Annotated in this window: 23 protein-coding genes; 22 read left to right on the top strand and 1 reads right to left on the bottom strand. The window is 56.2% G+C overall.

Annotated elements, in window-relative coordinates:
• The first annotated feature begins 115 nt into the window (after positions 1-115).
• The 18 genes from FJD34_RS25225 to FJD34_RS25310 all read left to right on the top strand — a co-directional run bounded on the left by FJD34_RS25225 (position 116) and on the right by FJD34_RS25310 (position 17,048).
• Positions 116-1,063 carry a hypothetical protein gene (locus tag FJD34_RS25225; protein ID WP_090290945.1) on the top strand — a complete coding sequence of 316 codons (948 nt, stop codon included), beginning with the start codon at positions 116-118 and terminating at the stop codon, positions 1,061-1,063.
• A gap of 47 nt (positions 1,064-1,110) precedes the next feature.
• On the top strand, positions 1,111-2,049 hold the full coding sequence (locus FJD34_RS25230) for a phage major capsid protein (protein WP_090290946.1): 939 nt from the start codon (positions 1,111-1,113) through the stop codon (positions 2,047-2,049).
• A 60-nt stretch (positions 2,050-2,109) separates the two neighbouring features.
• On the top strand, positions 2,110-2,703 hold the full coding sequence (locus FJD34_RS25235) for a hypothetical protein (protein ID WP_090290947.1): 594 nt from the start codon (positions 2,110-2,112) through the stop codon (positions 2,701-2,703).
• Between the two features lie 3 nt (positions 2,704-2,706).
• Positions 2,707-3,399 carry a phage adaptor protein gene (locus FJD34_RS25240; RefSeq protein ID WP_090290948.1) on the top strand — a complete coding sequence of 231 codons (693 nt, stop codon included), beginning with the start codon at positions 2,707-2,709 and terminating at the stop codon, positions 3,397-3,399.
• Complete coding sequence (locus tag FJD34_RS25245) at positions 3,396-3,941, top strand: hypothetical protein (protein ID WP_090290949.1); 546 nt, start codon at positions 3,396-3,398, stop codon at positions 3,939-3,941. The genes FJD34_RS25240 and FJD34_RS25245 overlap by 4 nt, the downstream gene beginning before the upstream one ends.
• Positions 3,938-5,554 carry a hypothetical protein gene (locus FJD34_RS25250; RefSeq protein WP_170233116.1) on the top strand — a complete coding sequence of 539 codons (1,617 nt, stop codon included), beginning with the start codon at positions 3,938-3,940 and terminating at the stop codon, positions 5,552-5,554. The genes FJD34_RS25245 and FJD34_RS25250 overlap by 4 nt, the downstream gene beginning before the upstream one ends.
• Positions 5,554-7,608 carry a phage tail tip fiber protein gene (locus FJD34_RS25255; RefSeq protein WP_090290950.1) on the top strand — a complete coding sequence of 685 codons (2,055 nt, stop codon included), beginning with the start codon at positions 5,554-5,556 and terminating at the stop codon, positions 7,606-7,608. Before FJD34_RS25250 ends, FJD34_RS25255 begins: the two co-directional genes overlap by 1 nt.
• Positions 7,605-7,979 (top strand): hypothetical protein, encoded by a 375-nt coding sequence (locus tag FJD34_RS25260; RefSeq protein ID WP_090290951.1) that lies wholly within the window; start codon positions 7,605-7,607, stop codon positions 7,977-7,979. The genes FJD34_RS25255 and FJD34_RS25260 overlap by 4 nt, the downstream gene beginning before the upstream one ends.
• Positions 7,976-8,350: a hypothetical protein gene (locus FJD34_RS25265; protein WP_090290952.1), complete on the top strand. Its 375-nt coding sequence runs from the start codon at positions 7,976-7,978 to the stop codon at positions 8,348-8,350. Before FJD34_RS25260 ends, FJD34_RS25265 begins: the two co-directional genes overlap by 4 nt.
• Positions 8,347-9,942 carry a hypothetical protein gene (locus tag FJD34_RS25270; RefSeq protein ID WP_090290953.1) on the top strand — a complete coding sequence of 532 codons (1,596 nt, stop codon included), beginning with the start codon at positions 8,347-8,349 and terminating at the stop codon, positions 9,940-9,942. The genes FJD34_RS25265 and FJD34_RS25270 overlap by 4 nt, the downstream gene beginning before the upstream one ends.
• A 27-nt stretch (positions 9,943-9,969) precedes the next feature.
• Positions 9,970-10,509: a hypothetical protein gene (locus FJD34_RS25275; protein ID WP_090290954.1), complete on the top strand. Its 540-nt coding sequence runs from the start codon at positions 9,970-9,972 to the stop codon at positions 10,507-10,509.
• Positions 10,506-11,204 (top strand): hypothetical protein, encoded by a 699-nt coding sequence (locus FJD34_RS25280; protein ID WP_090290955.1) that lies wholly within the window; start codon positions 10,506-10,508, stop codon positions 11,202-11,204. Before FJD34_RS25275 ends, FJD34_RS25280 begins: the two co-directional genes overlap by 4 nt.
• A complete protein-coding gene (locus tag FJD34_RS25285; RefSeq protein ID WP_090290956.1) occupies positions 11,205-11,621 on the top strand; it encodes a hypothetical protein in 417 nt (138 codons plus the stop codon).
• A gap of 3 nt (positions 11,622-11,624) precedes the next feature.
• A complete protein-coding gene (locus FJD34_RS25290; RefSeq protein WP_090290957.1) occupies positions 11,625-11,873 on the top strand; it encodes a hypothetical protein in 249 nt (82 codons plus the stop codon).
• Positions 11,874-11,938: 65 nt separating this feature from the next.
• Positions 11,939-13,522, top strand: coding sequence for a hypothetical protein (locus tag FJD34_RS25295; RefSeq protein WP_090290958.1), 1,584 nt, complete (start codon positions 11,939-11,941; stop codon positions 13,520-13,522).
• Positions 13,522-15,546: a hypothetical protein gene (locus tag FJD34_RS25300; protein ID WP_090290959.1), complete on the top strand. Its 2,025-nt coding sequence runs from the start codon at positions 13,522-13,524 to the stop codon at positions 15,544-15,546. The genes FJD34_RS25295 and FJD34_RS25300 overlap by 1 nt, the downstream gene beginning before the upstream one ends.
• Before the next feature lie 105 nt (positions 15,547-15,651).
• On the top strand, positions 15,652-16,023 hold the full coding sequence (locus FJD34_RS25305) for a nucleotide pyrophosphohydrolase (protein WP_090290960.1): 372 nt from the start codon (positions 15,652-15,654) through the stop codon (positions 16,021-16,023).
• The gene (locus tag FJD34_RS25310) at positions 16,023-17,048 is read left to right on the top strand and encodes an HNH endonuclease (RefSeq protein WP_197677882.1); all 1,026 of its coding nucleotides are present in this window, start codon (positions 16,023-16,025) and stop codon (positions 17,046-17,048) included. Before FJD34_RS25305 ends, FJD34_RS25310 begins: the two co-directional genes overlap by 1 nt.
• Before the next feature lie 29 nt (positions 17,049-17,077).
• On the opposite strand, the gene FJD34_RS25315 is transcribed toward FJD34_RS25310, so the two are convergent.
• On the bottom strand, positions 17,078-17,287 hold the full coding sequence (locus tag FJD34_RS25315) for a hypothetical protein (RefSeq protein ID WP_090290961.1): 210 nt from the start codon (positions 17,285-17,287) through the stop codon (positions 17,078-17,080).
• A 199-nt stretch (positions 17,288-17,486) separates the two neighbouring features.
• Here FJD34_RS25315 and FJD34_RS25320 point away from each other — a divergent pair, with 199 nt between their 5' ends.
• The 4 genes from FJD34_RS25320 (at position 17,487) to FJD34_RS25335 (ending at position 19,898) form a co-directional block, all read left to right on the top strand.
• Positions 17,487-17,876: a (deoxy)nucleoside triphosphate pyrophosphohydrolase gene (locus FJD34_RS25320; RefSeq protein WP_090290962.1), complete on the top strand. Its 390-nt coding sequence runs from the start codon at positions 17,487-17,489 to the stop codon at positions 17,874-17,876.
• Positions 17,869-18,693 carry an HNH endonuclease gene (locus tag FJD34_RS25325; RefSeq protein ID WP_223232755.1) on the top strand — a complete coding sequence of 275 codons (825 nt, stop codon included), beginning with the start codon at positions 17,869-17,871 and terminating at the stop codon, positions 18,691-18,693. Before FJD34_RS25320 ends, FJD34_RS25325 begins: the two co-directional genes overlap by 8 nt.
• A 15-nt stretch (positions 18,694-18,708) precedes the next feature.
• Complete coding sequence (locus tag FJD34_RS25330; protein ID WP_090290963.1) at positions 18,709-18,912, top strand: hypothetical protein; 204 nt, start codon at positions 18,709-18,711, stop codon at positions 18,910-18,912.
• 323 nt (positions 18,913-19,235) lie between these two features.
• Positions 19,236-19,898 (top strand): DCL family protein, encoded by a 663-nt coding sequence (locus FJD34_RS25335; protein WP_090290964.1) that lies wholly within the window; start codon positions 19,236-19,238, stop codon positions 19,896-19,898.
• Positions 19,899-19,938: the final 40 nt, after the last annotated feature.

Consider the following 19,938-nt stretch of genomic DNA (forward strand, 5'->3'; position numbering starts at 1 on the left):
CCCCATCGAGGCGGCTTTTTTGTGGCCACTCTCCGGCCATGAGGCCAAATGACCGGAACCAGTAGCACAACCAGAAGCCCGGACCTGCCGGCTCTATCATGGAGAAAACGATCAGATGAATACGCTACCCCGCAACGTACAGGCGCAAATTGACGAAGCCGAGGCCATTCAGCAATCGCTGAACACGCCGGCCGAGAATCCCGCTCCCGAAGTGGCTCCGGCAGCAGAACCAGACGCGCCAGTGATCTCAGAGACTCCACCTCCCGCCAAGACGGATCCGGCCCCAGCCGCCCGTAACGCGGATGCCGAATACTGGGAACAACGCTTCAAGGTTATGCAGGGGAAATACAACGCTGAAATTCCGGCGTTGCAGCAAGAAGTAAACCGCTTGACCGCGGAACTGGCACAGGCGAAACAACCTGCAGGCAATGCCGTGCAGCGCGCCGTGTCCGACCTGACCCCTGAAGAGATCGAAAGCTATGGGCCAGACCTCATCGCAATCATCCAGCGAGTGGCTGGCGGCCAAGTATCTGCCGCCAATCCCGCAGAGCTGGAAATTCTCAAGACCGAAGTAGAGGGGTTGAAGCAGAAAACCCAGCAATCGGAACAGGAAAAGGCTGCCCAGGCGCAGGAAGAGTTCTTCCGGCAACTGATTCAGCGCATTCCTGACGCGGTTGAGATCAACGCTTTGCCCGCGTTCCATGAGTGGCTTGGCCATATGGATGCGTTTAGCGGCAAAGAGCGGCAGCAACTTCTGATCGAGGCCCAGACAGCCAACGACGCATACCGCGCCGCTGCGCTGTTTCAGGCATTCAAAAACACGCAGCCAGCTGTGGCTTCGGTACCCGAAAAACCTGCCAACACGATTCCTGAGGAAGACATTCAGCCGCGCTCTACCCGCACCAATGCTCAGCCGCCGGCTGAGGGAAAGTGGTGGAGCAACGATGAAATCAACCAGTTTTATAAGGACGTGGCGTTGGGCAAGCGGTACACGAAAGCCGAAGCGGCTGCGATTGAACAAGACATTTCAGACGCGGTAGCAAACGGTCGCATTACGCGATAGCACGCGCTCTGTAACGCCGAGAGGCGTCATGAAACAGGAGCAATACCATGACAGGTCCAGTACGTGCCCCAGGGCATCCAGACTACAGCTCCACCAGTGCATCGGGTTTCATCCCGGCACTCTGGTCGGGCAAGCTGGTTCAGAAACTCTACGCAGCAACTGTTTTCGGTGAGATCGCCAACACCGACTATGAGGGTGAGATCAAAAACCAGGGCGACACCATCAACATCCGCACGGTCCCATCGATTGTCATCAAGGACTACAAGATCGGTGGTGGTTTGAACTACGAGAAACCGGTCAGCGATAAGGTCACGCTGCAAATTGACCAGGCCAAATACTTCGCTTTTGAAGTGAACGACGTCGACGCGCATCAGGCAGATATCAAACTGATGGATGAGTTCAGCACCGATGGTGGTGAGCAAATGAAGGTGGCCATCGATACCACCTTGCTGAATCGCCATTACGCCGATGCGGCGGCTTCCAACCGCGGTGATACCGCTGGCGCGCTGTCCGGTGACATCAATCTGGGCAAGGCTGGCGCACCGGTGAAGATCACCAAGGAAAACATCCTGGATGTGTTGGTGGACTGCGGCACTGTCCTGGATGAACAGAACATCCCAGAGCAGGGGCGTTGGGTGGTATTGCCGGCCTGGATGAACGGGATGCTGAAAAAGTCCGATCTGCGTGATGCCAGCATCATGGGGGACGCGACTTCGGTCTTTCGTAACGGCAAGGTCGGGATGCTCGATCGGTTCACCGTCTACATCAGCAACAACACCACCGCGGTGGATGACGTTGCTGCTGCCAAGAAGGCCAGCAACGTGATGTTCGGCCACAAGAAGGCCATCACCTTCGCCAGTCAGATGACCCAGATGGAAACCCTGCCGAACCCCAACGACTTCGGCAAGCTCGTTCGTGGTTTGAACGTGTTCGGTTCCAAGGTCATCGACCCCAAGGCAGTCGGCAACCTGTACTGCAGCCGCTGATTCGCCTCTCCAACCTACAGGCGGCCTTCGGGCCGCTTTCTGTTCCTACGGAGAAATCCAATGATTCGCGAACTGATTGAACAGGCCAAAACTACTGATAAGGCTGGGCTGATCCAGATCCTGGCCGACCTTGGCGTCAAGGCCGACAACCGCAAAGGTGAGGATACGCTTCGTGCTGAAACGCTGGCGGGCCTAGAGCAGGCGTTGTCCGATGAACAAAAGGACATTGGTAGCATCGGAGCCGGTGCATCGCCTGAGGATGGAGATGTGCTTGCTGCACCGGTATCCGGCGAAGGCTCTCCAAGCCTTGATCAGGCTCCAAACACCGATGGCGAAGGCTCTGTACCTGCCGCACAGCCATTCATTATCGACCAGGCGTCAGGTCAGACCTTTATCTCAGGCGCTGACTTGGGCCAGGCGTCGATAGCCGCCGTGAATGTCGAGAGCCTGGAGGCAGACGGGATTGGTCCGCATCTGCTCAATAGTGAGCTTCCAGGCAACCCCGGTTTCGTGCCGCCGGACCTCGAAGAGGATGAAGAACCTGAGGAGGAAGAGGCCCGCCCGGTGAATCGTCTGTTGCGCAACACCAACACCGGCGCTGAATTTGTGTGGACCACGGAGTTGGCCAAGCTCTCCCACATGGTCGAGGTGTAAGCCATGCCGGTGACTACTGTTGGCAACATCCTGACCCGCGCCAAGAAGATCCTGCAGGAAGTCACTTCCAACGGTACCCGGTGGGCGAACACGGAGCTGCTGGACTGGCTGAACGAAGGCTACGCGGCGATCTGCAACATCAAGCCCAACGCCAGTTCGGTCACCGCTGAAATGACCTGTGCGCTGGGCACTCGGCAAACGATTCCCGAAGGTGGTTTGCGCTTGCTGGAGGTGGTGCGCAACATCACAGCCACCGGTGGCGGTCTTAGCGTCATCCTCACCACTCGGGGTGCTATCGACTCCACCCGCCGCCGTTGGCATGGCGAGCCGCCGGCTGAGGAAATCGAGCAGTACATCTTCGAGGAAGCGGCGCCGAGACAGTTCTATGTCTACCCGCCGGCCATGGCCACCAGCAAGCTGGAAATCATCTACTCATCGGTGCCAAGTCCGCACGATCAAGCGATGGCCAAGGACGATGCAGCCGACAAAATCCGGCTGGATGACTCGTTCGCACCGGTTCTGCTCGATTACATCTTGTCCCGCGCCTATGCGAAGGATGCGCAGCACGCGGCCAACCTGAACCGGTCGACGATGCACTATCAAATGTTCCAGACAGGTCTGGGCATGAAGGTACAGGCCGACCGTATGGCTGGACCTATGCCTGCGTTACCAGTCCAGCAGGAGCCTCAGCAGTGAACGTGACCCAGCTCGTCGACCAGATCCTGCCGGATGTGCCAGGGGCAGTTATCGCCTCGATCCGGGACGGTGTGGCCTGGGCCTTGCGCGAGCTGTGCACCGAAGCACCGGTCTGGAAGGTCAGTGTTGACCTGGTGGAGGGCGAGCAGTCGTTGGTGGTGGGGCCAGGCTTGGAGGCAATCCGCCTTCAGGGGCTGTTTCAGGGCGGCCGTGCAGCCTTCTGTCATGTCTTTCAGCCAACGCCGGTAACGGCAATCGTCACCCACGCACCACCAGGGCTTACCGGTGATGTGGTGGTTCGACCGACTTTCGGGTCAACAGAGGCCGTACCACCGGAGTGGCTGCTGGACCGCCACTGTGAGGCGCTGACGCTCGGGGCTTTGTATTGGCTGCGCAAGATGCCAAACAAACCCTGGAGCGACATGCAACGCGCGATGCTCGATCAAGTGGGGTTTTATGCGCTTTGCACCAACGCCCGGTCGGAGGCGCTGGCGGGTAATCAATACGGAAGCACCCGGATGCGGGTACCGAGGTTTCAATGACTTCAATTGCGATCACGTCGTTCAAGGGCGAACTGCCGGCACTCACTCCGCGCCTGCTGCAACCCACCAATGCCCAGGTCGCGCGTAACGTGAACCTGCGCAAAGGCTCGCTTCGGGCTGAAAGCGCACCGTTACCGGTGACCGGTATCACCGGTGTGATCAATCCGTCGTCGATCTATCGCTACCCTTTCGGCAATAACGGACTGGGCTTCTGGTTTGCCTGGGGCAATGGGCTGCAGGTCAATGTCGCCAAGAGCCCGCTGGCCAAAGATTCCTGGTCCCGAGTGTATTGGACAGGGGACAGCTTCCCGAAAATGGCGCCGATCGGTGTTGCAACTCAAGGAGATGGCCCGTATCCATCAGGTTTTTATCGGTTAGGGATCCCCGCGCCTGAATCAGCCCCGATTGTTGCTGAAGACAATGGCAGTACCGAAGCCCCTATGACGTTGGTGAATGCGGCCTACATTGTCACGTTCGTGTCCGCTTACGGCGAAGAGGGGCCACCAAGCCTCGCTTCCAACATTATCGCCCGGTGGGATAGCGCGAACGATCAGGTTGGCAGTCGTGTAAAGGTTCAGATGCCCCCTGTAGTCAGTGGGCCTTACAACTTGGTCACCAAGCGGCTGTATCGATCCGAGTCGGGCGGTGAGTACCTACACGTCGCTGACTTCAATATCGCCCAGGAGATGTGGGTGGATGAGGTCAACAGCGAAAACCTGGGGATCGCATGCCCGTCGCTGACCTGGGATATGCCGGATGCTTCAATGGTTGGGCTGGTCGAAATGCCGAACGGGATCATGGCCGGATTCTTCGACAATACCCTGTGTTTTAGTGAGCCGTTCCACCCACACGCTTGGCCAATCGACTACCAGATTGCCTTTCCCGACAAGGTGGTGGGTATTGGCGTGACGTCGGCCGGCCTGGTCGTGGCCACCACCGGGCGGCCTCGGCTGATCACTGGCACCACCCCCGCGGCTATGGCCGACTCTGCCCCTGATGCTGATCGTGTCTGTGTTGGACGGGGCTCTGTGGTCGATATGGGGGAATACGTTGCCTACGCCTCGACTGAGGGGCTTGTGGCGGTGTCAGGAGGGGAGCCTCAGTTGATTACAGAGGGCATTCTGACCCCGGAGCAGTGGCAGGCACTCAACCCCGCCTCAATTCATGCCTGTCGGTATGAGGGACGCTACCTGGCCTTTTATGACGGCGGATGCTTTGCACTGGCACCAGGGGAAGGCATTGAGTTCATCGACGCCCATGCGGCCAGCTCGTACTACGACATTGCCGCCTCGTCGCTCTACTTGATCCAGGGCAGCACAATCTCCAAATGGCGCGGAGGTTCTCCGATGACATACCGGTGGCGGTCCAAGGTGTTCGAGTTTCCTCCTGGCGCGGCGAATTTTAGTTGCGGGAAGGTCGCCGCCGACGCCTATCCGGTCCAGGTCGTCGTGGTTGCCGATGGAGCCACTGTGCTCGACATAGATATTCACGACCACCAGATGTTTAGGCTCCCGCCCGGGTATGCCGAGGCGCGTGAGTGGCAAGTTGAAGCATCGGGCACCACTGAAGTTTTCTCTCTCCAGATCGCGAATACACCCTCAGAGTTAACCTGATGAACGCACCCGCTAGAACGATCAGACGCAGTAGTCTGCCCGCAACTGCGGGCTCTCAACTACCAGCACAGTTGCGTCCTTTTATCTCGGCGCTCACTGAAATCATTGAAACCGGCGAAGGCAACAGGGGGGATAGTCTCGACAGAAAGCTGACCGTTCGCGACCTTATTGCCAGTGGTGCATTTAAACTCAGGGATGGCTGGCGGCCGGGCAATCCGGGAGGGCTGGTGCCTGTTCCGGACGTACCTGATCGTGCAATTCCTCCAGCACCTGGCGGCTTTCAGGGTGTGGGCGGGTTCGGGATGGTTACCCTGATTTGGAACGATCCTCGTGTTCGTTACCGCAATCACTCTCTGACCAACATCTATCGCAGCGAAAAAGACAACTTCGGTCAGGCAACGCTGATCAGTCGTGATACGGGGATGATCTACACCGATACCCTGCGTATGGATGCGGTAGATCCAGACAACCCCAAAAAGGCTTTGGGTTATTACTACTGGATTTCTTGGGTCTCCACTTCCGGCATTGAGGGTCCCCCAAACAGCGCTGCCGGGACCTATATCGAGCCCTTGCTCGACACCACATATCTGCTGGAGCTCATTGGAAAGGCGCTGGACGACACTGAACTCAGCAAAATACTGGCTGAAAGCCTCGATTTGGGGCGCTATGACACCGCCTTTGATGATTTACAGGCCCGAGTCGAAACAGCCAGATTGCTGACCAGTGCCGAAGCCTTGCTGCGTGACGACCAGGATGTCGTAATCAAGAGGCGAGTGGACACCCTTGAGGTGAGTGTCCAGAAGAACATCAGCGCCTCTATTGGCCGGCTCGAAGAGGTGATGGCCAGTGATCGCCAGGCCATCGCTCGAACTGTCGAAACGCTGCAGGCCGGGATTGATGAGAATGCCAGCAGCCTGGTGGAGGAGCGCACTGCTCGAACTACGAACGAACAGTCGGTGGTGCAGTTCTTAACCGCTCTCAACGCACGGATGGACAATGGCGAAGCTGCAGTGCTGAGCCTAAGTAGTGCAGTGACAGACCAGTTTGAGGCGGCGTCCCAGCAGTTGGTATTGATGAAAACGCAGTTCGACGACATGAGCGCGTCTTACATCAACGACCGCAAAGTGATCACCACGCAATTTGAGGCGGTTTCCAGCGAGATAACGGCCGTCAAAGCCTCCTTTGAGGGCCAGGCCGCTGCCGTACAACAAACACTGAGTGTTCACGGTGATGCGCTCAACGGGCTATCGGCTCAGGCCACGCTCAAGCTCGATGTGAATGGCTACGTCGGTGGCATTGGCGCCTACAACAACGGTCGGGTAATCGACGTTGCGATTCTGGCGGATAATTTCTGGATCGCGAGCCCGAAAAAGGCCGGTCAAGACAATAGCGTCATCAAACCTTTCGCCATTGTCGACGATGAGGTCTGGATCAACTCTGCGCGCATTCGTACCGCCTCTATCCAGAGCGGCCAGCTCGGCCCCATCAGCATTGGCAAGCTCTACTCACTTGAGGGGCAACCCATCACCACGGTCTCCGGGCGCCTGATAGCGGACGCTTTGGACACGGATTCGCTGGTGGCTGTACTTGCCAGGATCAATACGGCCTACATCGACGCAGCGCAGATCAAGGTGGCTGCAATTCGCAACGCCCATATCGCAGACGCCAATATCGATACGCTCAAGTTGAAGGGGGAGTCTGTAACCATTCCGCGCTCCTACAGCCGCCCGGAGCTGGTGACTGGGGGGAACCTGGCTGGTGTTCAATTCGACGCGCCCGAGGCCATGTATGTCCTAGTGATGTTCTCTACGCTGCCGTCCTACATCATCGTGAACAGCTCAGAGGTCACTGCTCATTTAGTGCTGAAAGCCAATGATGTGACCCTGGTCAATCAGGCAACCACCACCAACTCGAGCCTGGGTATGAGCTACAGCACTTCTGCGTTAGTGAAGGTGAATGCCGGGGCCAACCAGTTTGTAGCGAGCGTTGGTAGCAGCAACAACATGGTCGGGTACAAGGCCAGCTCTATCACGGTTTTGGGAGTTTTGAGATGAGCGATGCGCGCAGGTATGTCTTTTACTCTGGCGACTTGATCAAGGGACACGGAAGCATGAGCAGCGCTGAAGCTAAGGTGACTGCAATGCTGAATGGTCACGAAGGGGCTTTAGAACTGCCGGACGGGATCGAGCTTGATCAGGTTTACATCGAGCGGGGGAGGCTGCGGGAACGGATGAAAATGCCGGTTGCCGTGGATGGCCTGACGATCACCGGTATCCCGAAAGGCGCAACACTGGCAGCGCATGGAACCTCGGTAGTTGTTGATGACGGAATGGCAGTTCTCAGCTTCGACGAGCCAGGAGCGCACGCAGTAACTATCGCGCTTCCCCCTCAATGGCTCGACTACTCCCTGGAGGTGGTGGCGTGATCATCAACTGCACCCCATTGGCGAATCATCGAGCCGAGTTATTGACCGAGCTGGACGTCCTGGTCCACCAGGCGGGGACTCGTTTTCTCCCTTCGCCAACAGCCGCTGCGGAATACGCGGCCACGGAGCAGGAGGCGGCCAGCGGTGAAGCGGGTCCATTTATTCAGGCCTGGGCGTTGGTTTGTGGAATACCCGCCGCTGAGGCTGTCACTGGCGTTCTTGAAGCAGCTCAGCATCGCCGTTCGGCCTTGTTGGAAACCCGGTGTATTCGCCTGGTTGCCAAAGACGCCATCACTACGGGAAACCGTGAACAAGCAACTCAAGCGCTTGACGTGGCTCGTCATCGACTCGAAAAGGTAGGCAGACGATGAATTATTTCTACCGGCAAGGCCGCATAAGCCTTACCAAGGACAGCCGGGTTGCAACTGGCACAGGCACTGCCTGGCTCGGTAATGCTGCGTTAGGCGACATGATGGTGCTGGATGCGGGCGTGGTTTATGGCATCACCTCTACCGAGCTGGATGACCACCTGACGCTGGACGTGCCGGCCACCGCCCATGTCGTCAACGCACCCTATTTGATTGTTCGCTTCGCCACTGCTGCGAACGTTCGAGATCTGATGGAGAAGATCAACGAGTTTTTGCGTGATCGGCAGGTGTCGTTGGCTGAGTTCACCGACTGGATGGCCGGCACGCCGACTGGCGGACCGAGCAAAGATGGCCGATACCCGCTCACTGACCGGTTTGGCACCACCATTTATGCGCGGTGCCCTGCATTGCTGGACGCCCATGCACAGGCGATGCAGACCTCTGTTGATGATATTGGCAAGCGCATGGCCTCACTCGAGGCGAATCCTTCCGGGTACATCCTGCCTGCAGCGTCGGCGGATACCCGTGGGGGGATTCGAATCGGTAAAGGGTTGATGTTGGATGATCAGGACAAGGTTTCAGTTGATTCCAGCCAGGGCGGTATCGGAACGACCCGAAACTACACGGACACGGCGGTCACAGGGCTTGTCGCTAAGGAATCCATCACAACGCTCGTACAGCCAACCGGGCCAACGTCCAGGGTGGTGATTGGGGAGCGCTCTGAAATGCAGTACGACAGCGGCCAGAACATCACGAGTGGAGGCTACTTGGTGGCTGGTCAGGATGTGATGAGCACTCAGGGTGGAAGCACCATCGACAAGCTGGTTGGGCGTATGGTGCAGACCAATCTGACCAACAAAAGGGTCAAGGCAGGTCTCGGGGTTGAATCTGTTCTGTCTTATGTCGGTGCCACCACCACCGTGGAAAGTTTTGCAGGCTTTTACTGGGCCAACCTCCGCGGCGTGCCCAACATCGATCGGGTCACGCTGCTTGCCGCGTTTGCCAATCACGATACCGAGTCGATAATTCAGAGCATGGGCCCTTTTCTGAATGCCGATATGGTTGAGCTGTCGCCATCAGCTCATCCGGGCCTGGTCCCTGGACGCTATTACAGCAGCCCTTACGAGTTCGTTGGCAGCGACTGGATCGACCCCGGCGTCATCTATTTCGTACCGATACACCTACCGCATCGAGCGACACTCAAGCAGTTGGGTCTGAACGTCGTAAATGCGGGTGCAGGTACGGTGCGCATCGGCGTGTACGCTGCAATCAACGGCCAACCCACTCGCCTGGCGCTAGACTCAGGGAATATTGATGTGTCTACGGTCGGGGTCAAGGAGGCGGCCATCTCAAAGCGCTTGGATTCTGGTTTTTACTTCTTGTGTGTCACGACCAGCGTCCGAATAGCGATCAGTCATCACTCTGGCTTAACACCGCAGAAGGTGGCTAACCTTGGGCAAACTGTTGCGGTGCCGACGTCTATGGAGGCAACGGCTTACATCGACGGTGCACCCTACGGCCCTTATCCAGAGGCGGGCAGGGTGGTGAAATACTCAACGAAGAATTCTGAGCCACACCTGTGGTATCGGGTCTGACATTCAGATCATTGTCGGGAGACAACGATGCAAAACCTTTCTGAACGAGATTTTCTGCTGCAAGTTTTGCGTGGTGATCAGTACGCCGTGGCGTTCTGTGAAACGCTTTTTTCCCTTTCTCAGGTTCTCGACGACCTGGTTGATGGTGACAAACCTGTAGGTAGCACCACCGTCGTCAACTCCTTCTGGGATGCGTTAATCGAGCTTCCCGCCAATCCCTTCTATCGTATGCATGAGCAGTATCTGCGGCCGCAAATGGCAGTGGCGCTACAGGATTGGCGCGACAGTATGGTGCTGGAGCGTCAACCTGATGTGCATGCGCGAACCCTGGCGTTTGTGATGCGCGACCAGCTCACTGGCATTGTCAGCCAGGCAGCTTACCTGGTGGGCGGGCGTGACTGGATGCAGGAGGTTTCTCCTCAGATTCGTCTCTACTTTCACGATGAGAGCCTCAGCGATTACTTGACCTCTCTGATGCCTGAAGTACCTGCCACTGACCTAGATTTGGTCGCGCCAAGTGATAACACCGCCTCAGGGGAGGATGCTGACGAGGAGGAACAGTCATGAGCGGCGGAGGTGGTAAAAAAGGGGACAACACTATTAAAGATACCCCTGAGCAACGCTACGCAGCCCAGGTAGCTGCCGATAAGTGGAACTATGCCCAAAGCGAATTGGCGCCCGTTGAAAACGCGTACATGAAGCGCGTGGACAATATGGATTCAGGTGGGAGCATGGCTTACGTTCGCGGCAAGGCCAACGCAGGCACGCAGAAGGCACTGAGTTCCGGACTGGGGCAAGTAACCCAGGGGCTTACCCAGCAGGCGGGGTTAAACCCCAACAGCGGGCGATTCGTTGGTACCCAGGCCGACCTGGCTGCGAGTGTGGGGGCCGGCGGTGGTGACACCATGGCGCGAGCCCAGTTTGAACAAAAAGCCCAGAAGGCGGGCGGGCTGACCAGTTTGGCTGCGATCGGGCAAGGTCAGTCGGGCCAGGCGCAGGCCGGGTTGAACACGGTGGCCAGCCAGGCGGCTCAGGATGCACAGAGTGCCGCCTTCACGAACTTCAATCGCAAGTCGGCGAATCTCCAGCTTGCTGGCACCGCTTTGGGTGCAGTTGCCGGCGGCGCTTCCTACGGCCTTAACAACATGAGGTCTCCACCCACTACGACTGTTGCAAACTCCACCGTGCTCAACCCGACGGGGTCCAGCGGCAAGCTTTACGACAACGTCGCGAGTGGTGTCAACTTTAAGGGGTACGCCTAAATGGCCTATTACGTCGATCCAAGCGCCGCATTCTCTGGCGACCAGGGTGCATCTACCGTGCTGGGCCAGCTCAGTCGCGCCCAGTGGGATGACTGGAAAGCGCGTTTCCAGCCCTACGTTGGGAAACTGGCAAGCATTGCAACCAGCGACAGCTATGCCGGTGAGCAGGCTGCGACAGCGGCTGAGTCGGTCAACAAGTCCTTCGACAGCGCAAACAAAGGCCTGCAAATGCAGCAACAAGGCATGGGCCTCACGCTATCTCCGGCCCAACAGGCTGCCCAAGATCGGAAAATGCAAATCGGTCGTGCGTCTGCATCTGTGGATGCCAGCAACAACGCGCGAATTTCGGCCCGTGATTTACAAGAGCAAATCATGTCGGGCGGTATGGGCCTTGCCGGCCTGAGACAGGGGAATTAAGCCATGGCCTATGGATTGATCGGATTGAAGCAGCAGATGCAAGGAGAGGCCATGCAAGGCCTTTCCCAGCTCTCTCAGCAGCAACAACAGGCCAAACAGGCCGAGGACCAAATGAATCAGCAGGCCAAGGCCAATACCAAACAGGGCCAGGTTGGCATGGCTACCACCGGCGCTATGGTCGGGTCGTATTTCGGTCCAATCGGTACGGCAATTGGTGCAGGGGTTGGCTTCATCGCAGGGTCGTTTATGTAGCGCCTCTACCTGCATAAGCTGAAATGCTCGTCGAGCAACACAAACATATTGTCGGGAGACAACACATGGCAGGCGGATTAGATACCCGTGGTGGGATGGATGGTTTTGCCCAAGGCTTTGGTTTGGTCACCAACCTGATGGCACAGAAGGATCAGCGTGAGCTGCAGCGCGCCCACCTGGAGCAGCAGGCTGAAGATCGCCAGTACGGCCGAGATATCCAGCAGCAGGAGATGGGGTTGCGTAAGGATGACTTGGCGTACCGCCGGGAAACAGACCAACGCAATTACACCGACACACAGGACCAACGCGCCTACCTTCGTCAGCGTGATGCGGACAACGCGGAGCGCCAAGATCGTCAGTTCCGGGCTAACCAAGGTCTACAGGCTGCGAGCCTACGTCAGTCCGCAGCTCGCATGGAGCGGGAAGATCAGCGCTTTGACATGCAGCAGCAACAATTCAATCGCCAGGTACAGCAGCAGGATAAGGATCGCCAACAGCAGCAGGACACGCTTACGGCCAAATCGGCTTACGCGAAAATCCAAGCCGGCGTAGATCTGGACGAGAACGACCTCGAAGTGTTCAAACGCAATCCTTGGATGGATCCTCGCCACGTTCTGTCTCCACACATGCAGGCTGATGTGGAGACCGCCGGCAAGGTGTTTACCGGACAGCTCAACTCAAACGCTCCAGTAGCTCTGGATGCGGTGAACCGCGTATTCGGTCCAGAAATTCAGAAAGGCGGTGGAGGGCAGAAACGCATTGTCCAGGTCATGCCCGGGCAAACTAAGGGGACCGTTGTTTTTGAGCTGGAAGTCACCGGTGAGGATGGTAAAAAGTACAACGCCCCCATGACCAAAAACCGCGGCACGGCAAACGATGCCGATGATGATGTGCTGGAAATCCCAATTGAAAAGCTGGTTGATCGGGTGTCTGGTTACAAGCTGCTGAGCGGTGTTTTCAACACACCCGAGAATCGTCAGGCAGCGCAGCGATATGGTCAGCAGATGGGGCTTGCAGCACCAGACACCACGAGTAAACCGCTTGCGGCCCCGATCCAGAAGGCCGAAGACAAAGATCTGGAGGCTATTGCCGCAGCCTCGACCATGAATGATCAGCTTGCTCGCATTGGAGACCAAATCTCTACTGGGAAGCTGAACCTCGGGCCGGTTAACAACAAGCTGGCGGCCGCACGAAACATGCTCGGGGCAAGTAATGAGGCATCGAGAAACTACGGCTCTCTGAGCTCGACTCTCGAGCAGCTGCGTAACGCAAGCTTGAGATTGAACGCCGGCGTGCAGACGGATGGCGATGCGCAGCGTGCTTGGAATGAGCTGATCACCAACATCAATGATCCGGCTCTGGTGCAACAGCGACTCACTGAAATTATGGCGCTGAACGAAAAAGCCATGCAGCTGAAGACCAACATGATTCAGCAAAGGCGACACAACGCTCGAGTTGAACCATTGGATATCGGCACCGTGATCCCCCAGACGGATCAACAGCCCGGTCTGAAAATGCCAAGGGCCGAAGCCGCGCCACGTCAGCAGCAATCCGCTGCTCCACGCATTGCAACCGACGATGACTACAACCGTTTGCCGTCCGGCACTGTTTTCATCGACCCGAATGGTAAGCAGAGGGTTAAACCATAATGGCCGCTTGGGAAGATGCTCCGCTTCATGAAGCGGAGGCCGGCGCGAAGCCGGAAGTCAGTTCTGCCAGACCAGCCTGGGAGGCGGCCCCACTCGCCGCGAAGGAAGAGGCCCAGGATCGTGGTCTCATCCAGACCGTGAAGAATATGTTCACGGGGGCGGACCGGCAGACGCGTGCAACCCAAGAGCTCCCTGAGTTGCAGAACTCAGGTCTGTTCAAAGGGCTGGATATTCCTGCTGGGCAGCAAGCAGCACTTTTTGCAGCGCTGCCGACCACCACAGATCCCGGCGAAATCGCCAAGATGCTGCGTTCCAGTTCGCCTTACATCGGCATTTCTCAGGATGAAAAGGGCAACTTGATTGCAGCAAACAACAAAACTGGCGCTCAGGCGGTCATCAACAAACCTGGCCTGTCCGGGCTTGATGTTGCTCAGGCTGTCGGTATTGGCTCTGCATTCACACCGGCTGCTCGTGGTGCTGCGCTTGCCGGTGGTGGCCTCGGACGCCAAGCGCTGGTGCTGGGAGCGGGTTCGGCGGCTACCCAGACGGCTGTTGAGGGGCTGCAATCCAACGCGGGCGGGGACGTCGATGGTGGTGAGATTGCACTAGCAGGCGCACTCGGAGCAGCTACGCCTTTTGTTGCCAGTGCCGCTGGTGGCCTGGTTGATGCTGGCCGCCGGGTAGTCGGTGCAATGCGAGCTCCTGCTCAGGGCGAAAACGCTCAACTTGTACGAGCGGCTGAGCAGGCCAACATTCCGCTGATGACTTCCGATGTGTTTCCCCCAAACACATTCATGGCGCGGAGCGCGCAAGTGGCGGGGGAGAGGATTCCTTTCGCAGGCACTGCGGGTGCGAGACAAACCCAACGGGAGGCTAGGGTCGCTGCCGCTGAGGGGTTGAATACCCAGTATCCGCAGCCCGAAGCCCATCAACTGATGGACAGCCTCCAGGCGCGGGTTGGCCGCAGACGTCAAGCAGCTGGTAACAGGATCGGTAGGTACGAAACCGAGCTTGATCAAGCGGGTGTAGTGCCGTACGCCAGGACCAGTGCCGCTGCAGATGAGGCACTTACCGAGTTGAACAGGCCCGGGATTGTGGGAAGTCCAGAGGCCACGAACGAAATCCGGCAGTTCATGCAAACGCTGGATTCGGCGCCACAAACTTACTCCTCACTTCGGGAGAACCGTACCGCATTGCGCGATTTGGTCCGTTCGTTCGATGGTGCTGCTCGAAGCCAGCTGCCTACGAGGGCCCGTGCTCTGTTGACTCGAGTACAGTCCGCGCTCACCGACGACATGAACGAGGTCGCACAGGCGAATCTTTCCGCTCAAGACTTCCTCAAGCTTCGGCGAGCGAACGTGGTTTACGGGGAGGAGGCGGGTAGGGTCAGCAACTCACGGATGAAGTCGGTGCTTGATAAGGGAGATGTTACCCCTGAAGTCGCAGAAGGTTTGCTTTTCAGTCGCAAGCCAAGCGAGGTCCGGAGCCTGTTTCAGAGCCTGGATACAGAGGGAAGGCAGGCTGCCCGTGCGACGATCATTCAAAAGCTTCTAAGAGACTCACAAGGCGTAGATGGGCTGTCTCCTGATCGATTCCTGAATAATCTGAACAAAATCCCGGCTCAGGCAAACGTCTTTTTCAGGGGTGCCGATCGCCGGCAACTTGAAGGATTGCGCCAGGTTTTAGGCGCCACCCGGCGTGCCGGACAAGCTGGCGTTATGACAAACACCGGCCAGCAGAACTACAGCATCGGCGGGTTTGCAGCTGCTTCCGCCGCAGGGCTTAAAGCAATCCCTATCGCTGGTGCTATTGGTGGGTTTGCCCGTCTTTACGAGAGTGCACCGGTTCGGAACGCCCTGATTCGCCTTGCTGAGAACCCCAATACTGGCGCCTCTGCCGCGTCGGCGCGAGCGTTGGCAGCAAGGTTTTCACCCTATATCCAGGCATTGCAGTCCAGTGGAGGCGACGACGATCACGCTGAGGTCACTGCTCCAGTAAACACGCCAGTGGGGCCAGGTGGTTAGGTGATGGTAAGGAGTCCCGGCTCTCATGAGGGGTCGTGCACGGGGTCTCACGAGGTGGCCGAATGATGGTAGATTCTAACGATATGGGTTATCAGCGGAATCGACATGAGTGAAGCGGCGAATCAAACCGACAAACTTCATCTGCTCAAGCAGAAGGTGGATGCTTTTTCCAAGGCGAGAGATTGGGAGAAATTTCATACACCTAAGAATCTATCCATGGCTTTGACAGTTGAGGCATCGGAGCTGATGGAGATTTTCCAATGGCTTGATCCTCAGGAAGCCTTCACGGATCTAAGCGACAAGAAAAAGACGGCTGTTGAGCATGAGGTAGCCGATATCTTCATCTACTTGCTGCGTTTTTGCTCCGTAACAGGGATCGATCTGATCGGTGCTGCTGAGGAAAAGCTGAAGCACAACGCTGAGAAATACCCAGCTGAGCTGGTCAAAGGACAATCCAAGAAGTACACGGAGTACTGATGAATCAGCTGTTTATTTTTACCGCTGGGAAGGCTATTGCTCGAGCTCATATCAGCGACTCGATCTCAAGCCCCGTCTCGTTTTTAAAGCTGGACGCTGCCCTTCCTCCAGATGAAGCCTCGTACGTAAAGTCTCTGCTACCTGAAGGTAATGGATTCTTTGCGTGGGGCGCTGTTCCTGGCGAGAAGAACATACCGACGTGGGAAGAAATGAGCGAAGGGGACATAGTCCTCACAGCCTATGACAACCACTACCAGTACGTTTCGTCTGTATTATTCAAGCTGCATAACCGGGCTCTTGCAGAAAGTATCTGGGGACTGGATGCAGAAGGGAAAACTTGGGAGTACATGTACATCCTGAGTGAGCCTAAGCCCGTCCACATGCATGTGACATCCGAGCCTGTAATCAGTTACCTGTACAACGGTTATCGAGGGTTCACTCAGATTAAACGTGATCGCCTCGGTCGGATTGATGATGACTACGGAGACCTCAACAGCTTTGTCGCAACAGTATTTGGGGTGAGCATACCGCGGCCGATAGTCCCAATTGAGATACTGGTCGCTGAGCAAGATGCGGAATCAGAGGGTACCTTTGACCCTGATAGCGTGATCGATGAGCGTAAGAAAGTCTTTGCGGCCATCGTAAGGCGGAGAGGGCAGCCGAAGTTCAGAAGTGAGCTTCTGGAAGCCTATGAAGGGCGTTGTGCCGTGACAGGCTGCACGGTGGAAGCTGTCCTTGAAGCGGCCCATATCAAGTCATACGCAGGCGACAAAACGAATCATGTCACCAACGGAATACTGTTGAGGGCCGACATTCACACCCTCTACGACCTGGGTAAGCTGAAGATTGACGAGAAAGGGGTAATTCACCTTTCTGGCGACCTCAAGGATTCGACTTATGGAATCCACGACGGTAAGAAAATTAGTTTGCCTAGGGGATCTAGAAAGGCGCCGAACACGAAGGCGCTGAAGCAAAAGTTCAGTGCCGGCGCGCCGGTATTGGTTACGCATACGGTCACTGCGTGAGAATGCGAGCGCTCCCGTAACCGCGGTGACTAGTCGGGTGACATGAGAACGGCCAGGGTCAGTTTGATGAATTCTTCGTTGTCGTCGATGGTATGGAGAGCGCCGCGTACGTTTTCTGCCACATCAGCTGAGCCGCGCTGTTCTACCCAGTTCGATAGCTCCAAGATTGATGCCTCGAGGGCAAGTTGGTTTTCGTAAAGCTTTGAAAGCAGGGCAGGGAGTAGGTCTGAGTTCGGCATCGATATTCCTCTGTGGAGTTACGAGCGTAGCACTTGGGAACCGAGAGTCTGTAGTTAGGCTGTCAGGTGCTAATGCTCCTGCTAAATGCATTTAGATTGATCGACCTTGGTCTAGATTCAAAGCGGCTGAGGAAATCGGCTATGATGATGGCCATTTGTTTCTATGGTGCTTTTGGCCCCGGCGATAAGGAATCGCGACATGAAAAAACCGGTGGCCGCTGCAGTCGTTCATCTTGATGGGAAAATTCTCATCACTCGTAGGGCTCCGGGGCAGAGTCTCGCGGGCCTGTGGGAGTTTCCTGGCGGCAAGATTGAACACGAAGAATCTCCCCAGGAGTGCATCATTCGTGAGCTACATGAGGAGCTTGGTGTTGAGTCTGTCGCCGGCGAAATACTCACCACCACGACTCACGCCTATCCCGGTGGAGAAATCGAACTGATCGCCATTTCGGTCGAGCTGCAATCCACCCAGTTCACCTTGCAGGTCCATGACCGATTCGAGTGGGTGCGACCTCAAGAACTCCTTCGATACAACTTAGCTCCTGCCGACACCCCTATTGCCCAGGAGATCATCCGGAAATATGGCTAATTTCACTCCCCCAGCCCCCGGCGCAAACCTTAAAAACGACGATCTGATTCTTCATTTTTTATGCAGTCCTCAAGGTGGGATGCGTCGATCGAATCGGACCAACACACTTGTCATTGTTTCGAATCACGTAGCGTCAATTTATGACGATCGCTGGGTGGACGATGTGTTGCATTACACCGGCATGGGTCAGGTTGGTGATCAGTCTCTTGCGTTCAACCAAAACAGAACACTGAACGAGTCGCGCATAAATGGGGTGGCCGTCCACCTATTCGAAGTCTTTACAGCCAAGACCTATACCTACATAGGTGAGGTAGTGCTGGCTGATGAGCCGTACCAAGAGAGACAGCCGGATGTAGAAGGGCAGGACCGCTTTGTTTGGGTTTTCCCCTTGCGTTTGAAATCGGACACTCCTCCGGCAATTTCTGATGTCACGTTGCAGCAACTCAATCGAGTTAAGGAAAAACAGGCCCGCAAATTGAGTGACGCTGAGGTAGAAGCGTTAGCCCGGCGTCAAGGACGGACCAATGTTGGGAAACGCAGCGCCCGAGTCACGCAACACCAGCGCTCACCATGGGTAGCAGAGCATGCTAAGCGTAGATCCAAGGGGAGATGTGATTTGTGCCAGGAAGCTTCGCCGTTCAACAGAAAGGACGGGACGCCATATCTGGAGACACACCATATCGAGTGGCTTGTACATGGCGGAGCAGATACGGTGGAAAATACGGTTGCTCTCTGCCCCAACTGCCATAGAAAAATGCACGTGCTTGACGACCTGGCTGACAAAAAGCTGCTGCTGTCACGACTAAACGCCCACTAATTAAAGGAGCTGTGTGTGGACGAGGAAATTAGTTTTGAGCATGAAGGGACAACTTACACTGGCACCTTCTCGGTTCTCGGAGATGAGCTGATCGTTTATCTACCTGATGGTAGCCAGCGGGCGACCATTCTACGTGGCCTTGATCCTGAAATGGCTGCCTTAACTCATTTGCGTGGGTTCGTACTGCATTTGAAAAACGTCGATCCGGCAGGTAACTGACAGTCAACATCGTTATGCAGTGATCAGAACACCCACCGGTAGACGTCATGAGTGGCTGCTCTCGGCCAGAAGCGGCCGCCTGGAATCTAAGAGACCCGGGGCGATTCACTCAGTGGTGGTCGGATCGTGACAATAATCAGAGGCACTGTGTGATATTGGCCCAATAGTGGCGCTTCGAGTGCCTGTGATGGGATCAGAATGGACTGAGCCTGCGGAATTGGATGGCAGCAGCGGCTGGAAGCGCGTAATCACTAGCCACAGTTTCAGTGCCGTTGCCAGCGCTGCGGTGAATAGCCGCTACACATGTCATGGAGACTTCGGAAATGTATTGGCTGGGGCCTTTCGAGTACGAATCAAAAAAAGCGCTTTTGAATGTGTTGAAAAGCTATTTGCAGTCAGCTCCCGCTGGCGTGATTACCAACAGGAACGCTATCAAAAAACTGCATTTGCTCATCGCATTGCATCCTGATGCGGAGCGAAAAATTGGAGTGGGGGTCGACCATTTCAAGATCAAAAGAAATGCGCTAGGTGCCGGCAATGGGTTTTGGTTGGTCCGCAGTGATGGGAGCGAAGACAGCTTCTCTTATGAGCGATGCATCACTGGCGTTCCTCAATCGCCGCATGGCAAGGTCTGTGAAGCACTCAGGTTTGTGGTGCGTCCACAGATACAGGCTTTTCGTGATGCTTTAGGTCTGCCAATCAAATGCTCAGTGACTGGTGCGGACATCATCCACCGTAAGGATCTGCATATCGATCATAAGGAACCCTTCTGTAATTTGCTTGAGCGATTTTGCCAAGACCAAAAAGTCGATCTGCTTAACCTTGAGACCATAGGAAGTGGGGAGACATTGGAGCTGGTTGATAAAGGGATTTCCAGCGCCTTTGAGGAGTTTCACCGGCATTATGCTGAGCTGCAGCCGCTCTTGAAAGACGTGAATCTCGCGAAGGGGGCGCGCTTGGTTTTTCGAAAGGCTTTGGTCACCTAAACAGGTACCTACTTCCAGACCCAAGGAAAAGCTGATAGAC

Origin of the sequence: Pseudomonas brenneri (assembly GCF_007858285.1) — a bacterium.
GTDB classification, from domain to species: Bacteria; Pseudomonadota; Gammaproteobacteria; order Pseudomonadales; family Pseudomonadaceae; genus Aquipseudomonas; species Aquipseudomonas brenneri.

Coding starts and splice junctions, on each gene's coding strand:
- FJD34_RS25225 (WP_090290945.1), top strand. CDS start 116: ATGAATACGCTACCCCGCAACGTACAGGCGCAAATTGACGAAGCCGAG.
- FJD34_RS25230 (WP_090290946.1), top strand. CDS start 1,111: ATGACAGGTCCAGTACGTGCCCCAGGGCATCCAGACTACAGCTCCACC.
- FJD34_RS25235 (WP_090290947.1), top strand. CDS start 2,110: ATGATTCGCGAACTGATTGAACAGGCCAAAACTACTGATAAGGCTGGG.
- FJD34_RS25240 (WP_090290948.1), top strand. CDS start 2,707: ATGCCGGTGACTACTGTTGGCAACATCCTGACCCGCGCCAAGAAGATC.
- FJD34_RS25250 (WP_170233116.1), top strand. CDS start 3,938: ATGACTTCAATTGCGATCACGTCGTTCAAGGGCGAACTGCCGGCACTC.
- FJD34_RS25255 (WP_090290950.1), top strand. CDS start 5,554: ATGAACGCACCCGCTAGAACGATCAGACGCAGTAGTCTGCCCGCAACT.
- FJD34_RS25260 (WP_090290951.1), top strand. CDS start 7,605: ATGAGCGATGCGCGCAGGTATGTCTTTTACTCTGGCGACTTGATCAAG.
- FJD34_RS25270 (WP_090290953.1), top strand. CDS start 8,347: ATGAATTATTTCTACCGGCAAGGCCGCATAAGCCTTACCAAGGACAGC.
- FJD34_RS25275 (WP_090290954.1), top strand. CDS start 9,970: ATGCAAAACCTTTCTGAACGAGATTTTCTGCTGCAAGTTTTGCGTGGT.
- FJD34_RS25280 (WP_090290955.1), top strand. CDS start 10,506: ATGAGCGGCGGAGGTGGTAAAAAAGGGGACAACACTATTAAAGATACC.
- FJD34_RS25285 (WP_090290956.1), top strand. CDS start 11,205: ATGGCCTATTACGTCGATCCAAGCGCCGCATTCTCTGGCGACCAGGGT.
- FJD34_RS25290 (WP_090290957.1), top strand. CDS start 11,625: ATGGCCTATGGATTGATCGGATTGAAGCAGCAGATGCAAGGAGAGGCC.
- FJD34_RS25295 (WP_090290958.1), top strand. CDS start 11,939: ATGGCAGGCGGATTAGATACCCGTGGTGGGATGGATGGTTTTGCCCAA.
- FJD34_RS25300 (WP_090290959.1), top strand. CDS start 13,522: ATGGCCGCTTGGGAAGATGCTCCGCTTCATGAAGCGGAGGCCGGCGCG.
- FJD34_RS25305 (WP_090290960.1), top strand. CDS start 15,652: ATGAGTGAAGCGGCGAATCAAACCGACAAACTTCATCTGCTCAAGCAG.
- FJD34_RS25310 (WP_197677882.1), top strand. CDS start 16,023: ATGAATCAGCTGTTTATTTTTACCGCTGGGAAGGCTATTGCTCGAGCT.
- FJD34_RS25315 (WP_090290961.1), bottom strand. CDS start 17,287: ATGCCGAACTCAGACCTACTCCCTGCCCTGCTTTCAAAGCTTTACGAA.
- FJD34_RS25320 (WP_090290962.1), top strand. CDS start 17,487: ATGAAAAAACCGGTGGCCGCTGCAGTCGTTCATCTTGATGGGAAAATT.
- FJD34_RS25325 (WP_223232755.1), top strand. CDS start 17,869: ATGGCTAATTTCACTCCCCCAGCCCCCGGCGCAAACCTTAAAAACGAC.
- FJD34_RS25335 (WP_090290964.1), top strand. CDS start 19,236: ATGTATTGGCTGGGGCCTTTCGAGTACGAATCAAAAAAAGCGCTTTTG.